Here is a 15,014-nt window from a genome sequence, read left to right on the forward strand (position 1 = left end):
ACAGGTTCTGACAGGTTCTCACCGGAGTCGTCGCGGTGTTCGCCACGGGTTCGTCTCGGTGATCACGCCGCGTTGATCACGGTGTGCGGGGCACCGCCGAGACCGCCGGCTGAGAGTAGTCGGCCGAAGCGGAGGGGCTGCTGCCGATGATCTTCTCCAGGCCCTGTTCGAGGCCCGTGGAGGCGGGTTGCGGAACCTGCTCCTGACGGTTCGAGGACGCTCCCCGGTAGACCGCGGTGAAGGCCAGCGCGACCATGCCGATGCCCATCACGAGGGCGAGCATCCAGGCGACGGGGCGCTGCCAGCGGGTGTGCTTCCCGTACGCCCTGCCGTACGTGCCCGGCGCGCCGTACCGGCGCTCCAGGACCTCGGTGTCGTCCAGGTCGCCCAGATCCGGGTCATGGCCGAATTCGCCTTGGCCGTCGGGGCCGAACCCGTCCTCGTAGCGCTCGTCGTCGCCGCGTGGGCCCCGGGTGCGTGCCCGGCGCGCCTCGGCCTCGGAGGCCTCCGCGCGGGCCTGGGCGGCGGCCAGCAGCCGCTCCACGGCGGTCGGCTCATGGATCGCGGCAGCCCGTACGAAGTCCTCGTCGAAGACCACGGTGGCGAACTCTTCGTCCGCACCCCCGCGGTCGCGGTCGTCGTCGGGCTCCCAGCCGTCGGGAAACGGCGAGCCCCCCACGTCCTCCGGCACGGATCCAGAGTAGACCTGGGGGGTCATTTTGGGCAGACGGTATGGAAATTCATCCACCTGACGAGACGCGTCTCACGCGCCCCGTGTCAGCGCCGTACGTGTCCGTCCCCCGTGACGATGTACTTCGTGCTCGTCAGCTCCGGCAGCCCCATCGGCCCCCGCGCGTGCAGTTTCTGGGTGGAGATGCCGATCTCGGCGCCGAAGCCGAACTGACCGCCGTCCGTGAAGCGGGTCGAGGCGTTGACCGCGACCGTCGTGGAGTCGACCAACTGGGTGAACCGGCGGGCCGCCTGCTGCGAACCGGTGACGATCACCTCGGTGTGACCGGAACTCCACAGCCGGATGTGCGTCACCGCCCGGTCGAGCGAGTCCACGACGGCGGCGGCGATGTCGTACGACAGGTATTCGGTGTCCCAGTCCTCGGCCGTGGCCTCCACGACGGTGGCCCTGGAGCCCTTGGCGTACGCGAGGACGCGCTCGTCGGCGTGCACGGTGACCCCGGCGTCCGCGAGGGCGTCCAGGGCCCGCGGCAGGAACTCCGGGGCGATGTCCTGGTGGACCAGGAGCGTCTCCGCGGAGTTGCACACGCTGGGCCGCTGCGCCTTGGAGTTGATCAGGATGTCGATCGCCATGTCGAGGTCGGCGTGCGCGTCGACGTACACATGGCAGTTGCCGGTGCCGGTCTCGATGACCGGGACGGTCGATTCCTGGACGACCGTGCGGATCAGCGAGGCGCCGCCGCGCGGGATGAGGACGTCGACCAGGCCGCGGGCGCGCATCAGCTCACGTACCGACTCGCGGCCCTCGCCGGGCACGAGCTGGATGACGTCGGCGGGCAGCCCGGCGCCGCCGACGGCGTCGCGCAGGACCCGCACCAGGGCGGTGTTCGACTCGAACGCGGAGGACGAGCCGCGCAGCAGCACGGCGTTGCCGGACTTCAGGCAGAGGGCGGCCGCGTCGACCGTCACGTTCGGGCGGGCCTCGTAGATGATCCCGACGACGCCGAGCGGGACGCGGACCTGGCGCAGGTCGATGCCGTTCGGCAGGGTCGAGCCGCGGACGACCTCGCCGACCGGGTCGGGCAGCGCCACCACGTCCCGCACGTCCGAGGCGATCGCGCGCACGCGCTCCGGCGTGAGGGTGAGCCGGTCGATGACGGTCTCGCTGGTGCCGGCCTCGCGGGCGCGCGCGACGTCCTTGGCGTTGGCCGCGACGATCTCGCTCGTACGGACCTCGAGCGCGTCCGCGATCGCGAGCAGCGCGTCGTCCTTCTCGGCCCGCGGCAGGGGCGCGAGGTCGGCGGCGGCGGACTTCGCGCGGTAGGCGGCCTGGGTGACCGGGGACATCGAGTCGTACGGCGAAAGCGTGGTCATGTCGGCAGCGTAATGCTCCGAACGGATGCGTTCAGCCGTTGTCCCAAACCCCGAGACACACGGTGAAGATGACTCAAAAGGGGTGAACGCCGACAGGTGTGGCCGGCAGCGGACCGTAGCCCTCCGCGATCCGATGGTGATAGGTCTCGCGGTCGATGACCTCAAGGCCGACGATCTCCCAGGGCGGGAGCTTGGCGGTCTGCCGGTGCTCGCCCCACAGGCGCAGCGCGACGGCCGCCGCGTCGTGCAGGTCGCGGGCCTCTTCCCAGTAGCGGATCTCGGCGTGGTCGTTGGCGTACCGGCTGGTCAGCAGGAAGGGGTGGTCGTGGGCGAGCTGTTCGAGACCGCGCCTGACCTCCTTCAACGGTGCCTCGTCACCCGAGACGCTCAGCGTGACGTGCCACAGCCGGGGCTGGTCCGCCGGCTTCTCGCTCTCGTACGTGTCTCCGGCCGCGACGCTCGTCAGCGCCCTTTCCTCACCCACCGCACGGGAGGCGGCACCACCGCGGGACGCCGCCGCCCCAGGGCGCACTCGTCTCACGACGGCCTCCTTCACGCAATGGTGTACCGAATATCGGGGGTCTCCCTGCAACAAAGTTGAGCAGGTGGGAGGCCTTCGCGTGGCGGTTTTACGGAACGTCCCCCGGCGGAGGACGGGCTTTCGGACGTTTATGGGACAACTCCCCGGCAAACGCACGTGCCGGTGCACGGGGTGTCTGCACGTGCGGGGCCTCGTGCGGGTCCGGGAACGCCTAGCGGTGGAGAAGGACGAGCGCGTCCCTGTGGACGACTTCACGTTCGTACGCCGGTCCCAGTTCACGTGCCAGCTCCCGGGTCGAGCGTCCGATGAGCTGGGGGATCTCCTTGGCGTCGAAGTTGACGATCCCCCGCGCGACCGCCCGCCCGGTGCTGTCGCGCAGCTCCACGGGGTCACCGGCGGTGAACTCGCCCTCGACGGACGCGATCCCCGCGGGCAGCAGCGAGGTACGGCGCTCGACGACCGCGCGCACCGCCCCGTCGTCCAGGGTGAGCGCGCCCCGCGGTGTCGAGGCGTGCTGGAGCCAGAGCAGCCGGTCGGCGGAGCGGCGTCCGGTGGGGTGGAAGTAGGTGCCGGTGTCCCGGCCCGCGAGGGCGTCGGCGGCGTGGACCGCGCTGGTCAGGACGACGGGGATGCCCGCGCCTGTCGCGATCCGGGCCGCCTCGACCTTGGTGACCATGCCACCGGTGCCGACGCCGGCCTTGCCCGCGCCGCTCATGTCGATGCCGTCGAGATCCGCGGGCCCGCGTACTTCCGCGATCCGCGACGTACCGGGTTTGCCGGGGTCGCCGTCGTAGACGCCGTCCACGTCGGAGAGCAGGACGAGCAGGTCGGCCCGTACGAGGTGGGCGACGAGCGCGGCGAGCCGGTCGTTGTCGCCGAAGCGGATCTCGTCCGTGGCGACGGTGTCGTTCTCGTTGACGACGGGCAGGGCGCCCATCGCGAGGAGCTCGTCGAGGGTGCGGGAGGCGTTGCGGTGGTGGGCGCGGCGGCTGGTGTCGTCGGAGGTGAGGAGCACCTGCCCGACGCGGAGGCCGTGACGGGCGCAGGAGGCGGTGTAGCGGGCGACCAGGAGGCCCTGGCCGACGCTGGCGGCCGCCTGCTGCCTGGCGAGGTCCTTGGGGCGGCGGCGCAGCCCCAGCGGGGCGAGTCCGGCGGCGATGGCGCCGGAGGAGACGAGGACGACTTCCCGCTCGCCGCCGCCGCGCACCTTGGCGAGTACGTCGACGAGGGCGTCGACCCGGTCCGCGTCGAGGCCGCCCGCGGCGGTGGTCAGCGAGGAGGACCCCACCTTGACGACGATCCGGTGAGCCTGCGCCACGGCCTGCCTTGCCCCTGCCACCTGCGTGCGTCCCCTCGCGTTCGGTCCGGCTTCCCCGCCCGGCAATCTACGCGAAGGGGACCGGGCGTCGCGCCGCGGTCCACTTCCCGGACAGACACCTTGGGCGCTTTCGTCCAGTGGTCGGACCGCCCGCGGACTCCTGCCGGACAAGAGCGCCCGGCTCCCGGGACGAATCCTCGGGAGCCGGGCTCTCTGAAGCGGGCCTGTCCGGCGGATCAGGCAGAGATCGCGATCAGCCGTTGACCGGCGCCCCACCGGCCTCGTCGGTCGCCGTCCGGCCGGGAAGCGCACCGGCCAGGTCCGCGGCCGTGGCCGCCGCGTCCGGGGCGGCGGCGTCCGGAGCCGGAGCGCCCGGAGCCGGGGTCTCCGCGGCCGAAGCACCGGTCTCCTGGCCGAGGTTGCGCGTCTCGGCCTTCCGCGCCAGCTGCCGCACCGCGGAGTTGAACTGCTCGATGGAGGTCGGCTCGTCGGGGCCGAGCAGATACCGCTTGAGCTCCTGGCGTTCGGGAGCCTGCGCGTCGGCCGCCGGATCGCGCACCGCGGCGAGCAGCTCGGTCAGTTCGGCGGCGGAGTTGGTCAGGATCACGGCGGCACGCACCGCGGTGTTCTGCCGCTTGAACTCCTCGGCGCCGAGCTCCGCGGAGTCCGTGACGGCGTAGGGCTTGCCGCTCGCGATGAAGTCGGAGACCACGCTGGAGATGTCGGAGACCATCGCGTCGGAGACGTTGAAGCAGTCGTACAGGCGCGGCTCGGCGCCCATGATGACGCGGTGCTCCCAGGCTCCGGCCGAACGCCAGTACGCGTCGTTCCACTCGGTCCGCAGCCGGAGGACCTCGGCGTGCTTGGCCAGGTCGGCCATGCCGTCGCGGGTGGCCTCGGCCTCGTCGCCCGCCACCGTGCCGCCGGTCAGCTCGGCGATGCGGGCCTCCATGCCGGTCAGTTCGGCCCGGGCCGCGCTCCGGGCCGCGGCGTCGGCGGCGAAGCGGGGGTCGGCGCCGCGCTCGGCGGCCGCCTTGACGATCAGTGCGACGATCCGCTCGTGCGCGGCCTTGGCCTGCGCGCTGACGGTGCCGGTGAAGGGGTGCGGCTTGTAGAGGACGCGGACCGGCGGGTCGGCGGCGAGCAGTTTCCGCACGATGTTCCCGCCCGCGAGCAGCAGGGAGGTGTTGCCGGGGTTGCCGTCCCAGCCCTCCCAGGTGGGCGCGTACAGGACCGTCGGGATGCCGTCGGCGGCGGATCCCCCACCGGCCCCCTCGGAACCGCCCTGCCGGGTCTGGATGGGCGCGAGCTGCGGCCGGCCGACCTCGACGATGTCCTCGTCGCGGACGCCGACGTCGGCGATGGCGTAGCGGTCGCGACCCGCGCGTCCGGCGGTCCACACCTCGTCGTACGCCTTGCTGAAGGGGTTGACGCTGGCGAGCTTGTCGCTGTCGCCGTGGCCGATGAAGACGTGCTTCATGGTCGGGACCCGCAGCAGGTGGATGTTCTTGCCGACGTTCGCCGCGTACAGCGCGACCCGCACCGTGGACAGGTCCATGTTCATCAGGTGCACCCCTCCGGGCACACAGATGACCGGCACCGTGGTGGGGGCCATCAGCTCCAGTATGGCGCGCTCGCGGAGGATGATCAGCGGCCGGGTGTCCAGCTGCTCCATCGTCTCCAGCCACATGTTGACCTGGTAGGCCGAGTCCTTGGAGCCGGAGAAGTAGAGCACCGTCTCAGGGCGGTGGTCGCGCAGCCAGCCGTCGACCGCCGCCAGCACCTTGTCCGCGTTCGGCGGAACCTTCTTCCCGCGGAGGTACGGGACGAGCACGGCGACGTAGCCGAAGGCCAGCGTGAGCGTGATGCCGATGCCGGCGAACCCGTACACGGTGGAGTCGGTCGCCGCGGTGACGAGCACGCCGACGACCGCGGCCAGGTCGAGGTGGAGCATCTTCTCGGCGGACCGGTTCAGCAGGCCGTTCGGAGGCGCGTCGGGGATGCGGATGCGGGAGCCGAGGTCGATGTTACGGGTGGCGACGGGCATCTTGCGACGCGACCGGATCAGCGTGACCAGCGCGCTGTGCGGGGCCTGGAAGCCGAAGAAGGTCAGGAAACACGCGATCGCCGCGTAGAAGACCATGCTCTCGGACAGGTCCAGGCGCGCCAGGAGCAGCACCAGGAGCAGTTCCCGGATCAGGAACCTGATGGACAGGCCGGCCCGCACCTTGCCGAGGCGGTTGATCAGATAGCTGCCGCGTCGGTGCAGATAGTGGTCCGCCAGATACGTCACGGCGGCCGCGGCCGCGAAGGCGGGGACGCTCGGCACGAGCGCGGCGAGCATGAGGCAGGGGAAGCCCAGCATCATGAGGGCCGCCGCGGCCAGCTCGGCCGCGCTGCCCACCCGGGCAACGCGAATAGCGGTCGTTATCACGGAGAAACCTGCTCTTGGTGGTGAGTGCGGGTTTGGTGAGTGCGGGTTTATTGCCAGAAAGAAGAATAATGAGAGTAACGAGGCGTCTGGAGTTTTACGGATTCAGGCCTCTGCGAATGCGCGGAAAATACGCAACCACAGAGGCCTGAATTCCAGAAGAGCCGCTAATTAATTATGCCACGCCGTCCTGGCGGTCGAGAACGCCGGCCAGCGCCGCCTCGAAGCCGGAGGCCTTTCCGGCCTCGGCCGTCGGGTCCTGCTGGCGGACGTCGATGACGTGCCCGGTGAGCTCGGAGAGCAGCACGTCGAGCGAGGTGCGCGCGACGGCCTCGGAGGAGAGCAGCGAGCCGGTGGGCTCCTGGCCGAAGGCCTTGGTCCGCATGGGGGTCGCGGTGCGCTCGGGGTTGATGCAATTGACGCGGATGCCGTCACCGGCCCACTCGTCGGACAGCGCCTGGGTGAGGTTGACCATGGCGGCCTTGGTCGAGGAGTAGAGGCTGTACTCGGCGCGCCCGCGGGTGTAGCTGCTGGACGTGTAGAGAAGGAGCTGGCCCTTGGTCTCGGCGAGGTACTTGTAGGAGGAGCGGGCGATCTGCACCGGCGCGAGGTAGTTGACCTTCAGCGCTTCCTCGATGGTCGCGTTGTCCGTCTCGGCGAGCTTGCCGATGCGCAGGACGCCCGCGGTGTTGATGACGTAGTCGATGCGCCCGGTCTCCGCGTACGCCGTGGACAGCGCGTCGTCGACCTCCTCGGGGTTCTCGACGTGCGTGCCGGTGGTCGAGCGGCCCAGCGCGTACGTCCTGGCGCCGTAGCCCGCGGCGATCTCGGCGACGTCCTTGCCGATGCCGTACGAGCCGCCGAAGACCACGACGGTCTTGCCGGTGAGCAGCTCGCGGTAGGCGGCCTCGTCGGCCTGCTCGGGCGCGGCCGTGGAGGCGAGCTGGAAGAGCTTGTCGGCGATGAATACGTCGACGGGCTGGGTGACCTTCATGTTGTACTCGTCGCCCGCGACCACGTGGATCGGCACGTCCGGCAGGTACTTGAGTACGACGCTGCAGTCGTCGGTGGCCTGGAAATTGGGGTCGTTCGCGGCGACCTCGTAGGCGCGGCGGATGGTCGACAGCTTGAACGCCTGGGGCGTCTGGCCGCGGCGCAGCCGGGAGCGGTCCGGGATCTCCGTGATGAACTCGCCGTCCTCGCCGTGCGTGCGGGTCACGATGATCGTGTCCGCGGACGGGATGGCGACGTCGACGGCCTGGTAGCGATCCAGGGCGGCGACGCAGTCGTCTATGACGCGCTCGGACAGCAGCGGGCGCACGGCGTCGTGGAAGAGGACGTTGGCGTCCTCACCCTCGGCCAGGCCCTCGCCGAGGGCCGCGATGGCACGCTCGGTGGTGTCGTTCCGCGTCGAACCGCCCTCGATGATCCTCGTCACCTTGGCGAAGCCCGCCTTCGCGACGATCTTCTCGACGTCCGGCACATAGCCCGGGGCCATCAGCACGATGATGTCGTCGATCGAGCCGGCCTTCTCGAAGGTGGCCAGCGTGTGCTCGATGACCGCCTTGCCGGCGATCTTCAGCAGCTGCTTCGGAATCGACAGACCCACGCGCTGACCCGTCCCACCAGCCAGGATCACTGCGGTGGTACGGGGCTTGGCAAAGTGCTCAGACACAGGCGACCTACCTTGGGGCAACAGGGAACGTTTGAATGGTCCCACTTTCGGTTACCGACGTGCAAGGTGAGCGATGTCTGCCGCATATGTGCACGCCACCGGTTATTCACCTTGCACGCAGGTGCCTTCCGGGAATCCGAACCGGATTGTCCGGATTTGCTGTGAGTAACTGCACAGGGTTTACGTGCGTCCTTCACATCGGTGCCGGACGCGCGCGCTTCGGTTTCAGGACCGCTTGAGCCGCTTGAGGACCCGGTGGCCCAGCACCCGGACGAGTTCCCTGGACGAGGTCTGGTGAACCGACCGCACCGCGGCCCGGCGCGCGGGCGCGGCGGCCGCGACGGCGAGCACGCCGTACAGCGCCTGGGCCGCCACCTGGGGGTCGATCCGCACGGGCGCCGGCTCGGCGCTCCGCCCGGCCGGTACGTCGCTTTCCGAATCCGGTACGGGATTTCCCGCGGCCGGTACGAGGCCTTTCGCGGCCGGTACGACGGAAAGCAGCGCCGGGTCTCCGAGCACCCGTACGCCCATGGCCCCTATCCGTTCGGCCATTTCCGCGCCGATGTCCGCGGCCGCGTCCAGTGCCCATGCCGGAGTGGTGATCCGCGCGTCTCCCGGGGCGGGACGGCAGGTGTTCTTCATACGCATGACCGCGCCGCCGCGCACCAGCTTGGAATACAGCTCGTCGGGCAGGCCGTTTCCGCGGAATTCCTTGTTCAGTTCCCGCAGCATTTCCGTCTCGGCGAGTGTGAGCGAACGGTTCGCCGTGTCCGGTTCCGGGACCAGGAGACCGTCGGGCAGACCGAGGAGGGACTCGAACGTGCGCATGAGGCCGCCCCGGTCGCTGTCGTCGACCACCACGACGGTGAGGTTCTCGGCGCCCACGACCCGCACCCAGCGTTCGACGAGCCGGTCGTGGCGGTGCCGGCGCCAGAAGCTCGGGTTGGGCTTCTCGTACGGGGCCTTGCGCAGCATGTGGGTGAGCCAGTCCTCGTATCCCATGCGGAGCCCGTTCTGCACGTACTGCTGCCACTGCGAGGGCATGATCCTCGCCAGCGGGCGCAGGGTGATCAGGACGTGCACGCGGTCGCGGCCGAGGTCGTCGACGACTCGTGCGACGGCCTCGTCGTCCGGGGCGTCGGCGAAGAACTCGCTGCTGACGACCGAGGTGCGCTTCCCGGTGGCGTGCACCTGCTCCACGAGCCGCTGCCAGTGCTTCTCGGTGGGCCGGGTGTCGCCGATCATCCCGGGCCGGGCGCAGGCCGCGAGCGCCGCCTCCATGGGGTGTCTGCTGTGTGCCGGGAAGTCGACACCGTGCCCGGCCATCGCGTCCTTCGCGGCGAACAGCGCGCCCTGGATCGAGGTCGTCCCGGTCTTGTGCGGACCTATGTGCAGCAGCCGGGTGCCCACGGGGAGCGGGGCCGGCGCGGCCGTTGCCGGGGCCCTCATGTCAGATGTCGAACAATCGATCTCCATGGTAAGAGGACGTTAAGAGGAGATGCTGAGGAGACGCTGAGAATGCCCTGGGACTCAGGTGAGTCCCAGGGCATCGGGTGGTTCGTACGGGTGAGGACCCGGCTGGAACCGCATCAGGTGGTGCGAACGAGTGAGGACCCAGCCTAGAAGGGCTCGAAGTCGTCGTACTCCTTCTCCGACTCGTCCCGCTCCGCCTGCTTGTCACGGCGGCGCTGTTCGGCGGGCCGCGGCGCTTCGAGACGGTGGTCCTCGCCGCGGCGGCCGAGCATCTCCGCGCCGGCCATGACCGTGGGCTCCCAGTCGAAGACGACCGCGTTCTCCTCGGGGCCGATGGCGACGCCGTCGCCGGAGCGGGCGCCCGCCTTCATCAGCTCCGTCTCGACACCGAGCCGACTGAGCCGGTCGGCGAGGTAGCCGACGGCCTCGTCGTTGCTGAAGTCGGTCTGGCGGACCCAGCGTTCGGGCTTCTCGCCGCGGACGCGGTAGAGGCCGTCCTCCTCGCGGACCACGGTGAAGCCGGCGTCGTCGACCGCCTTCGGGCGGATGACGATGCGGGTCGCCTCCTCCGTGGGCTTGGCGGCGCGCGCCTGGCCGACGGTCTCGGCGAGGGCGAAGGACAGCTCCTTGAGGCCCGTGTGCGCGACCGCGGACACCTCGAAGACGCGGTAGCCGCGCGACTCCAGCTCGGGCCGCACCATCTCGGCGAGGTCCTTGCCGTCCGGTACGTCGATCTTGTTGAGGACGACCATGCGCGGCCGGTCGCCGAGGCCGCCGTACTGCTTCAGCTCCTCCTCGATGATGTCGAGGTCGGAGACGGGGTCGCGCTCGGACTCCAGGGTCGCCGTGTCCAGCACGTGCACCAGCACGCTGCACCGCTCGACGTGCCGCAGGAACTCCAGGCCGAGGCCCTTGCCCTGGCTGGCGCCGGGGATGAGCCCGGGCACGTCGGCGATCGTGTAGACGGTCGAACCGGCCGTCACCACACCGAGGTTGGGGACGAGGGTCGTGAAGGGGTAGTCCGCGATCTTCGGCTTGGCCGCGCTCAGCACCGAGATCAGCGAGGACTTGCCCGCGCTCGGGTAGCCGACGAGAGCCACGTCCGCGACGGTCTTCAGCTCCAGGACGATGTCCTGGAGGCCACCGGGCACACCGAGCAGCGCGAAGCCGGGCGCCTTGCGGCGGGCCGAGGACAGTGCCGCGTTGCCGAGGCCACCGCGGCCGCCCTCCGCGGCGACGTACGTCGTGCCGTGCCCGACCAGGTCGGCGAGCACGTTGCCCGCCTTGTCCTGGATCACCGTGCCGTCCGGCACCGGCAGGATCAGGTCCTGCCCGTCCTTGCCGGACCGGTTGCCGCCCTCGCCGGGCTTGCCGCTGGTCGCCTTGCGGTGCGGGGAGTGGTGGTAGTCGAGCAGCGTGGTCACGGACTGGTCGACCACCAGGATCACGTCACCGCCCCGGCCGCCGTTGCCGCCGTCCGGGCCGCCGAGCGGCTTGAACTTCTCCCGGTGCACGGAGGCACAGCCGTGGCCTCCGCTACCCGCGGCGACATGCAGCTCGACGCGGTCCACGAAGGTGGTCATGGGATGTGCCTCCAGTTACGTACGGAAAGTCTTTCGGATGCCGTGCCCTTCACAGGGCCTCATCCATTGAAAACACGCGAAAGGCGGACCCGCTTCCCGTGGGGGAAGTGAGGTCCGCCTCGCGAAAAGTACCGGTCAGGCGACCGGAACGATGTTCACGACCTTGCGGCCGCGGTGGGTACCGAACTCCACCGCACCGGCGGCAAGCGCGAACAACGTGTCGTCCTTGCCACGGCCGACGCTGTTGCCCGGGTGGAAGTGGGTGCCACGCTGGCGGACCAGGATCTCACCGGCGTTGACGGTCTGACCGCCGAAGCGCTTCACGCCGAGCCGCTGAGCATTGGAGTCGCGCCCGTTCCGAGTGGACGATGCGCCCTTCTTGTGTGCCATGTCTCCTCAGTCCCTTACTTCGCAGCCGCGGGGATCTCAGTGACCTTGATCGCCGTGTACTGCTGGCGGTGGCCCTGACGACGGCGGTAACCGGTCTTGTTCTTGTAGCGAAGGATGTCGATCTTGACGCCCTTGTGGTGGTCCACGATCTCGGCCTGGACCTTGATGCCGGCAAGGACCCAGGGGTCGCTGGTCACGGCTTCGCCGTCGACAACGAGCAGCGTAGAGAGCTCTACGGTGTCGCCAACCTTGGCAGTGGAAATCTTGTCAACCTCAACGATGTCGCCGACAGCAACCTTGTGCTGGCGACCACCGCTGCGCACGATGGCGTACACGCGGATCTCTCTTTCACTCGGGACCGGACCCCTGACGCCAGCCGCTCACACGGACCCGAGGGCCCGATGATCCGGATTCGGACGAGCGGCCTCCCCTGTCCTCAGAAACGCTTCGGAGAACAGGAGGTGGGGTGCTCAGGGATGGGTGTGCACAGAGACACACCGAGGGTCAAGGTTACGGGGCGCTCCAGGCCCGGTCAAACCGGGCCGGTCCGCCCCCGCGGGGCACCGAGCGCGCGACACCACAACTCGTCTTTGTACCCGAAACCCCTGCGGATACGCTGTGACTCCAGCCATACACGTGACGGCCACCCGCCATACACAAGATGGCCACCCCCTCAGGGCGTCCGACAGGAGACAGGTACAAGTACATGCCGACCAAGGTGAGCGTCATCATCCCGGTCTACAACCCCGGGAAGTACATCAAGCCGTGCATCGACTCACTGTTGCGGCAGAGCCTGCCCGCCGAGGAGTTCGAGGTTCTCTTCGTCGATGACGGCTCGACCGACGAAACACCTGCCGAACTGGACGCCCTCGCCGAGGAACACCCGCATTTCCGGGTCATCCACATACCGAATTCGGGCTGGCCCGGCAAACCCCGGAACATCGGCGTGAGCGAGGCCGCGGGAGAGTACGTCCAGTTCCTCGACCAGGACGACTACCTCGCCTCCGACGCCCTGCGCCGGATGTACGACATGGGGCACCGCAACGGCTCCGACATCGTCATCGGCAAGGTGGCCAGCAACTTCCGCGGTGTCCCGCACGGCGTCTTCCGCCTGGACCGCGAGAAGTGCACCCTCCAGGACGCCCCGCTGTACGACAGCCTCACGCCGCACAAGATGTTCCGCACCGAGTTCCTCCGCGAGAACAAGATCGCCTATCCCGAGGGAAAGCGGCGCCTGGAGGACCAGCTGTACATGATGGAGGCGTATTTCCCCGCCGAGGTCGTCTCCATTCTGGGCAGTTACACCTGCTACTACTACTCGAAGCGCGACGACGGGAACAACGCGGGATCCGCGAAGATCGTCCCGTCCGGCTACTACGGGAACCTCCGCGAGGTCCTCGACGTCGTGGTCGCCAACACCGAGCCCGGGGACTTCCGGGACCTGCTGCTCCGGCGCTTCTACCGGGTCGAGATGCTCGGCAGGCTCAGCGAGCCCTCCGTACTGAAGTACGACGCGGCCTACCTCGACGAGATGTGCGACGCCATCCAGCCGCTGGCCAAGGACTTCATGGGCGACGGAGTGCACGACGGGCTCGGCGCGCTCACCCGCGTCCGGTCCACGCTGCTGCGCCGTGACGACCGCCAGGGCCTGCTGCGGATCGCCCGCTTCGCCGCCTCCATCAAGGGCGCCGCCCGGCTGGAGAACGTCGGCTGGCAGCCCGACGGCAGGATGTCCGTGAGCGTCACCGTCCGGCTGGTGCACGGCGAGGACGGCGAACCGCTCAAGCTGCTGCGCCGCGACGGCCGGATCTTCCTGCATCCGGAGTTCACCCAGGACCTGCTGGGTGACGGCGAACTGGTCGACGTCACGGACGAGATGGACGGCTTCAAGGCCGAGATGTCCATGCGCAACCGCGAGACGGCCGTCGAGTGGTCCTGCCCCGCCGAGTTCACCGCCACCGTCGAGGACCTGGGCGACGACGCCTGCGAGGTCGTCCTGCGCGGCTCCGGCAAGGTCAACCCCCAGGGCGGCAAGGGCCGCGGCCCGGTCTCCCGCGGCTTCTGGGACATCTGGGTGCCGGTCCGCGGTCTCGGTGTGGTCCGCAAGGCCCGGCTGGGCGCCGACCGCGCGGCACACGTCGACGCCGACTGCCTGCCCGCGCTGCTCGGCTCCACCGTCCGCCCGGTCATCCCGTACTTCACCGACCCGCACGGCAACCTCACCTTCGACGTCGAGCGCCGCGCCAAGAAGATGGCGACGTACCTCGAGGGCCGCCCCGTGCTGCGGATGCCCGGCAGCAAGCCGGAACTCCGGCTCGACATCTTCACCCGCGCCGCGGCCGGCCCGCTGAACGTCGAGCTGGTCCTGAGTTCCGAGGAAGGCGGCGCGAAGCACACGCTGCCCGCGCGGACCCGTCATGTCGCCGGCCGGGTCCACCTCCCGCTCCCGGAGCGCGCCCCGGCCGCGACGACCGGCGTCTGGAACCTCTCGGTGAGGCTGGACGGCGCCAAGGGCGAGGCCCTGCCGCTCTGCCGGGTCACGGTCACCGGCACCGGACGGCTGCGGCTCGGCGACGATCTCGCGGTCGTGGACCCCGAGGTCGTGACGGCGGAGGTGCGCAAGCACCGCAGGTCGGTCGTCCGGCGCGGACTGCGCGCCGTCGGCGGTCCGGTCGTGCGCAGGCTCCCCGCCCCTGCCCGCAAGAAGCTCCGCAAGCTCGCGGCCAAGCTGGTCGGCTGACCGGCCGCGCACCACGTACACGCGGGACAAGCAATACACGCACCACAGTTGAGGATGTGATCACCATGCGGGAGCTCAGCATCGCGGGCGCCTGGGTGCACGAACCGAAGATCTTCCCAGACGATCGCGGGAGCTTCCACGAGTGGTTCAAGGGGGCGGACTTCGCCGAGTCCACCGGCCACGGTCTGAACCTGGCGCAGGCCAACTGTTCGGTCTCCAGCCGCGGCACGCTGCGCGGCATCCACTTCGCGGACGTGCCGCCGAGCCAGGCCAAGTACGTGAAGTGCGTACGCGGCGCGGTACTTGACGTCATCGTCGACATCCGCACCGGCTCCCCCACGTACAAGCAGTGGGAGGCCGTGCGGCTGGACGACGCCGACCACCACTCCGTGTACCTCTCCGAGGGCCTCGGGCACGCCTTCATGGCGCTGACCGACGACGCGACCGTGGTCTACCTCTGCTCCGAGGGATACGCCCCGCAGCGCGAGCACGGCATCCACCCGCTCGACCCCGAGCTGGGCATCGCCTGGCCGACGGGCCTGACGCCCGTGCTGTCCGAGAAGGACTCCGCGGCGCCGACCCTGGCCGAGGCCGAGGCACAGGGCCTGCTGCCCTCCTACGCGGCCTGCCAGGCGTATGCCGAGCGGCTGCGCGGCTGACAGCGGGGAACGCGTCCGAGAACACCAGGAGGGGGGGGGGGGGGGGGGGGGGGCGCGGGGGGGGCCCCCCCGGGGGGGGGGGGGGGCGCCCCCCCCCCCCCCCCCCCCCCCGCACGGCGCCCGCGGCGCCGGCCCGCCCC

General features: G+C 70.0%; 12 protein-coding genes. 2 read left to right on the forward strand and 10 right to left on the reverse strand.

What is annotated here, in order from left to right; all coding sequences use genetic code 11:
* Positions 1-76: 76 nt before the first annotated feature.
* From ACIBLC_RS05960 to rplU, 10 genes are all read right to left on the reverse strand, one after another.
* Entirely contained in the window at positions 77-718 is a 642-nt protein-coding gene (locus tag ACIBLC_RS05960) for a hypothetical protein (protein ID WP_399209479.1), read from the reverse strand.
* Positions 719-777: 59 nt separating this feature from the next.
* A complete protein-coding gene (locus ACIBLC_RS05965; protein ID WP_399209481.1) occupies positions 778-2,064 on the reverse strand; it encodes a glutamate-5-semialdehyde dehydrogenase in 1,287 nt (428 codons plus the stop codon).
* 73 nt (positions 2,065-2,137) lie between these two features.
* Entirely contained in the window at positions 2,138-2,596 is a 459-nt protein-coding gene (locus ACIBLC_RS05970) for a hypothetical protein (protein WP_399209886.1), read from the reverse strand.
* 220 nt (positions 2,597-2,816) lie between these two features.
* A complete protein-coding gene (gene proB / locus ACIBLC_RS05975) occupies positions 2,817-3,923 on the reverse strand; it encodes a glutamate 5-kinase (RefSeq protein WP_399209482.1) in 1,107 nt (368 codons plus the stop codon).
* Between the two features lie 253 nt (positions 3,924-4,176).
* Positions 4,177-6,357: a hypothetical protein gene (locus ACIBLC_RS05980; protein WP_399209484.1), complete on the reverse strand. Its 2,181-nt coding sequence runs from the start codon at positions 6,355-6,357 to the stop codon at positions 4,177-4,179.
* Positions 6,358-6,529: 172 nt separating this feature from the next.
* Positions 6,530-8,029 (reverse strand): D-ribitol-5-phosphate cytidylyltransferase, encoded by a 1,500-nt coding sequence (locus ACIBLC_RS05985; RefSeq protein ID WP_399209485.1) that lies wholly within the window; start codon positions 8,027-8,029, stop codon positions 6,530-6,532.
* A gap of 225 nt (positions 8,030-8,254) precedes the next feature.
* Complete coding sequence (locus tag ACIBLC_RS05990) at positions 8,255-9,505, reverse strand: hypothetical protein (protein WP_399209486.1); 1,251 nt, start codon at positions 9,503-9,505, stop codon at positions 8,255-8,257.
* Positions 9,506-9,648: 143 nt separating this feature from the next.
* Positions 9,649-11,085: a GTPase ObgE gene (gene obgE, locus ACIBLC_RS05995; protein WP_399209487.1), complete on the reverse strand. Its 1,437-nt coding sequence runs from the start codon at positions 11,083-11,085 to the stop codon at positions 9,649-9,651.
* A gap of 135 nt (positions 11,086-11,220) precedes the next feature.
* A complete protein-coding gene (gene rpmA, locus ACIBLC_RS06000; RefSeq protein ID WP_255971503.1) occupies positions 11,221-11,475 on the reverse strand; it encodes a 50S ribosomal protein L27 in 255 nt (84 codons plus the stop codon).
* Between the two features lie 14 nt (positions 11,476-11,489).
* Positions 11,490-11,810 (reverse strand): 50S ribosomal protein L21, encoded by a 321-nt coding sequence (gene rplU, locus ACIBLC_RS06005; RefSeq protein ID WP_081221565.1) that lies wholly within the window; start codon positions 11,808-11,810, stop codon positions 11,490-11,492.
* 371 nt (positions 11,811-12,181) lie between these two features.
* Here rplU and ACIBLC_RS06010 point away from each other — a divergent pair, with 371 nt between their 5' ends.
* Both ACIBLC_RS06010 and rfbC read left to right on the forward strand, forming a co-directional pair.
* Positions 12,182-14,215, forward strand: coding sequence for a glycosyltransferase family 2 protein (locus ACIBLC_RS06010; protein WP_399209488.1), 2,034 nt, complete (start codon positions 12,182-12,184; stop codon positions 14,213-14,215).
* Positions 14,216-14,280: 65 nt separating this feature from the next.
* Positions 14,281-14,874 carry a dTDP-4-dehydrorhamnose 3,5-epimerase gene (gene rfbC / locus ACIBLC_RS06015; protein ID WP_399209489.1) on the forward strand — a complete coding sequence of 198 codons (594 nt, stop codon included), beginning with the start codon at positions 14,281-14,283 and terminating at the stop codon, positions 14,872-14,874.
* Positions 14,875-15,014: the final 140 nt, after the last annotated feature.

Origin of the sequence: Streptomyces sp. NPDC050535 (genome assembly GCF_044457665.1) — a bacterium.
Taxonomy (GTDB): domain Bacteria; phylum Actinomycetota; class Actinomycetes; order Streptomycetales; family Streptomycetaceae; genus Streptomyces.

What these genes read in the sequence shown, in the direction of transcription:
- ACIBLC_RS05960 (WP_399209479.1), bottom strand. Translation starts at nt 718, where the DNA reads ATGACCCCCCAGGTCTACTCTGGATCCGTGCCGGAGGACGTGGGGGGC.
- ACIBLC_RS06010 (WP_399209488.1), top strand. Translation starts at nt 12,182, where the DNA reads ATGCCGACCAAGGTGAGCGTCATCATCCCGGTCTACAACCCCGGGAAG.
- ACIBLC_RS05990 (WP_399209486.1), bottom strand. Translation starts at nt 9,505, where the DNA reads ATGGAGATCGATTGTTCGACATCTGACATGAGGGCCCCGGCAACGGCC.
- rpmA (WP_255971503.1), bottom strand. Translation starts at nt 11,475, where the DNA reads ATGGCACACAAGAAGGGCGCATCGTCCACTCGGAACGGGCGCGACTCC.
- ACIBLC_RS05965 (WP_399209481.1), bottom strand. Translation starts at nt 2,064, where the DNA reads ATGACCACGCTTTCGCCGTACGACTCGATGTCCCCGGTCACCCAGGCC.
- rfbC (WP_399209489.1), top strand. Translation starts at nt 14,281, where the DNA reads ATGCGGGAGCTCAGCATCGCGGGCGCCTGGGTGCACGAACCGAAGATC.
- obgE (WP_399209487.1), bottom strand. Translation starts at nt 11,085, where the DNA reads ATGACCACCTTCGTGGACCGCGTCGAGCTGCATGTCGCCGCGGGTAGC.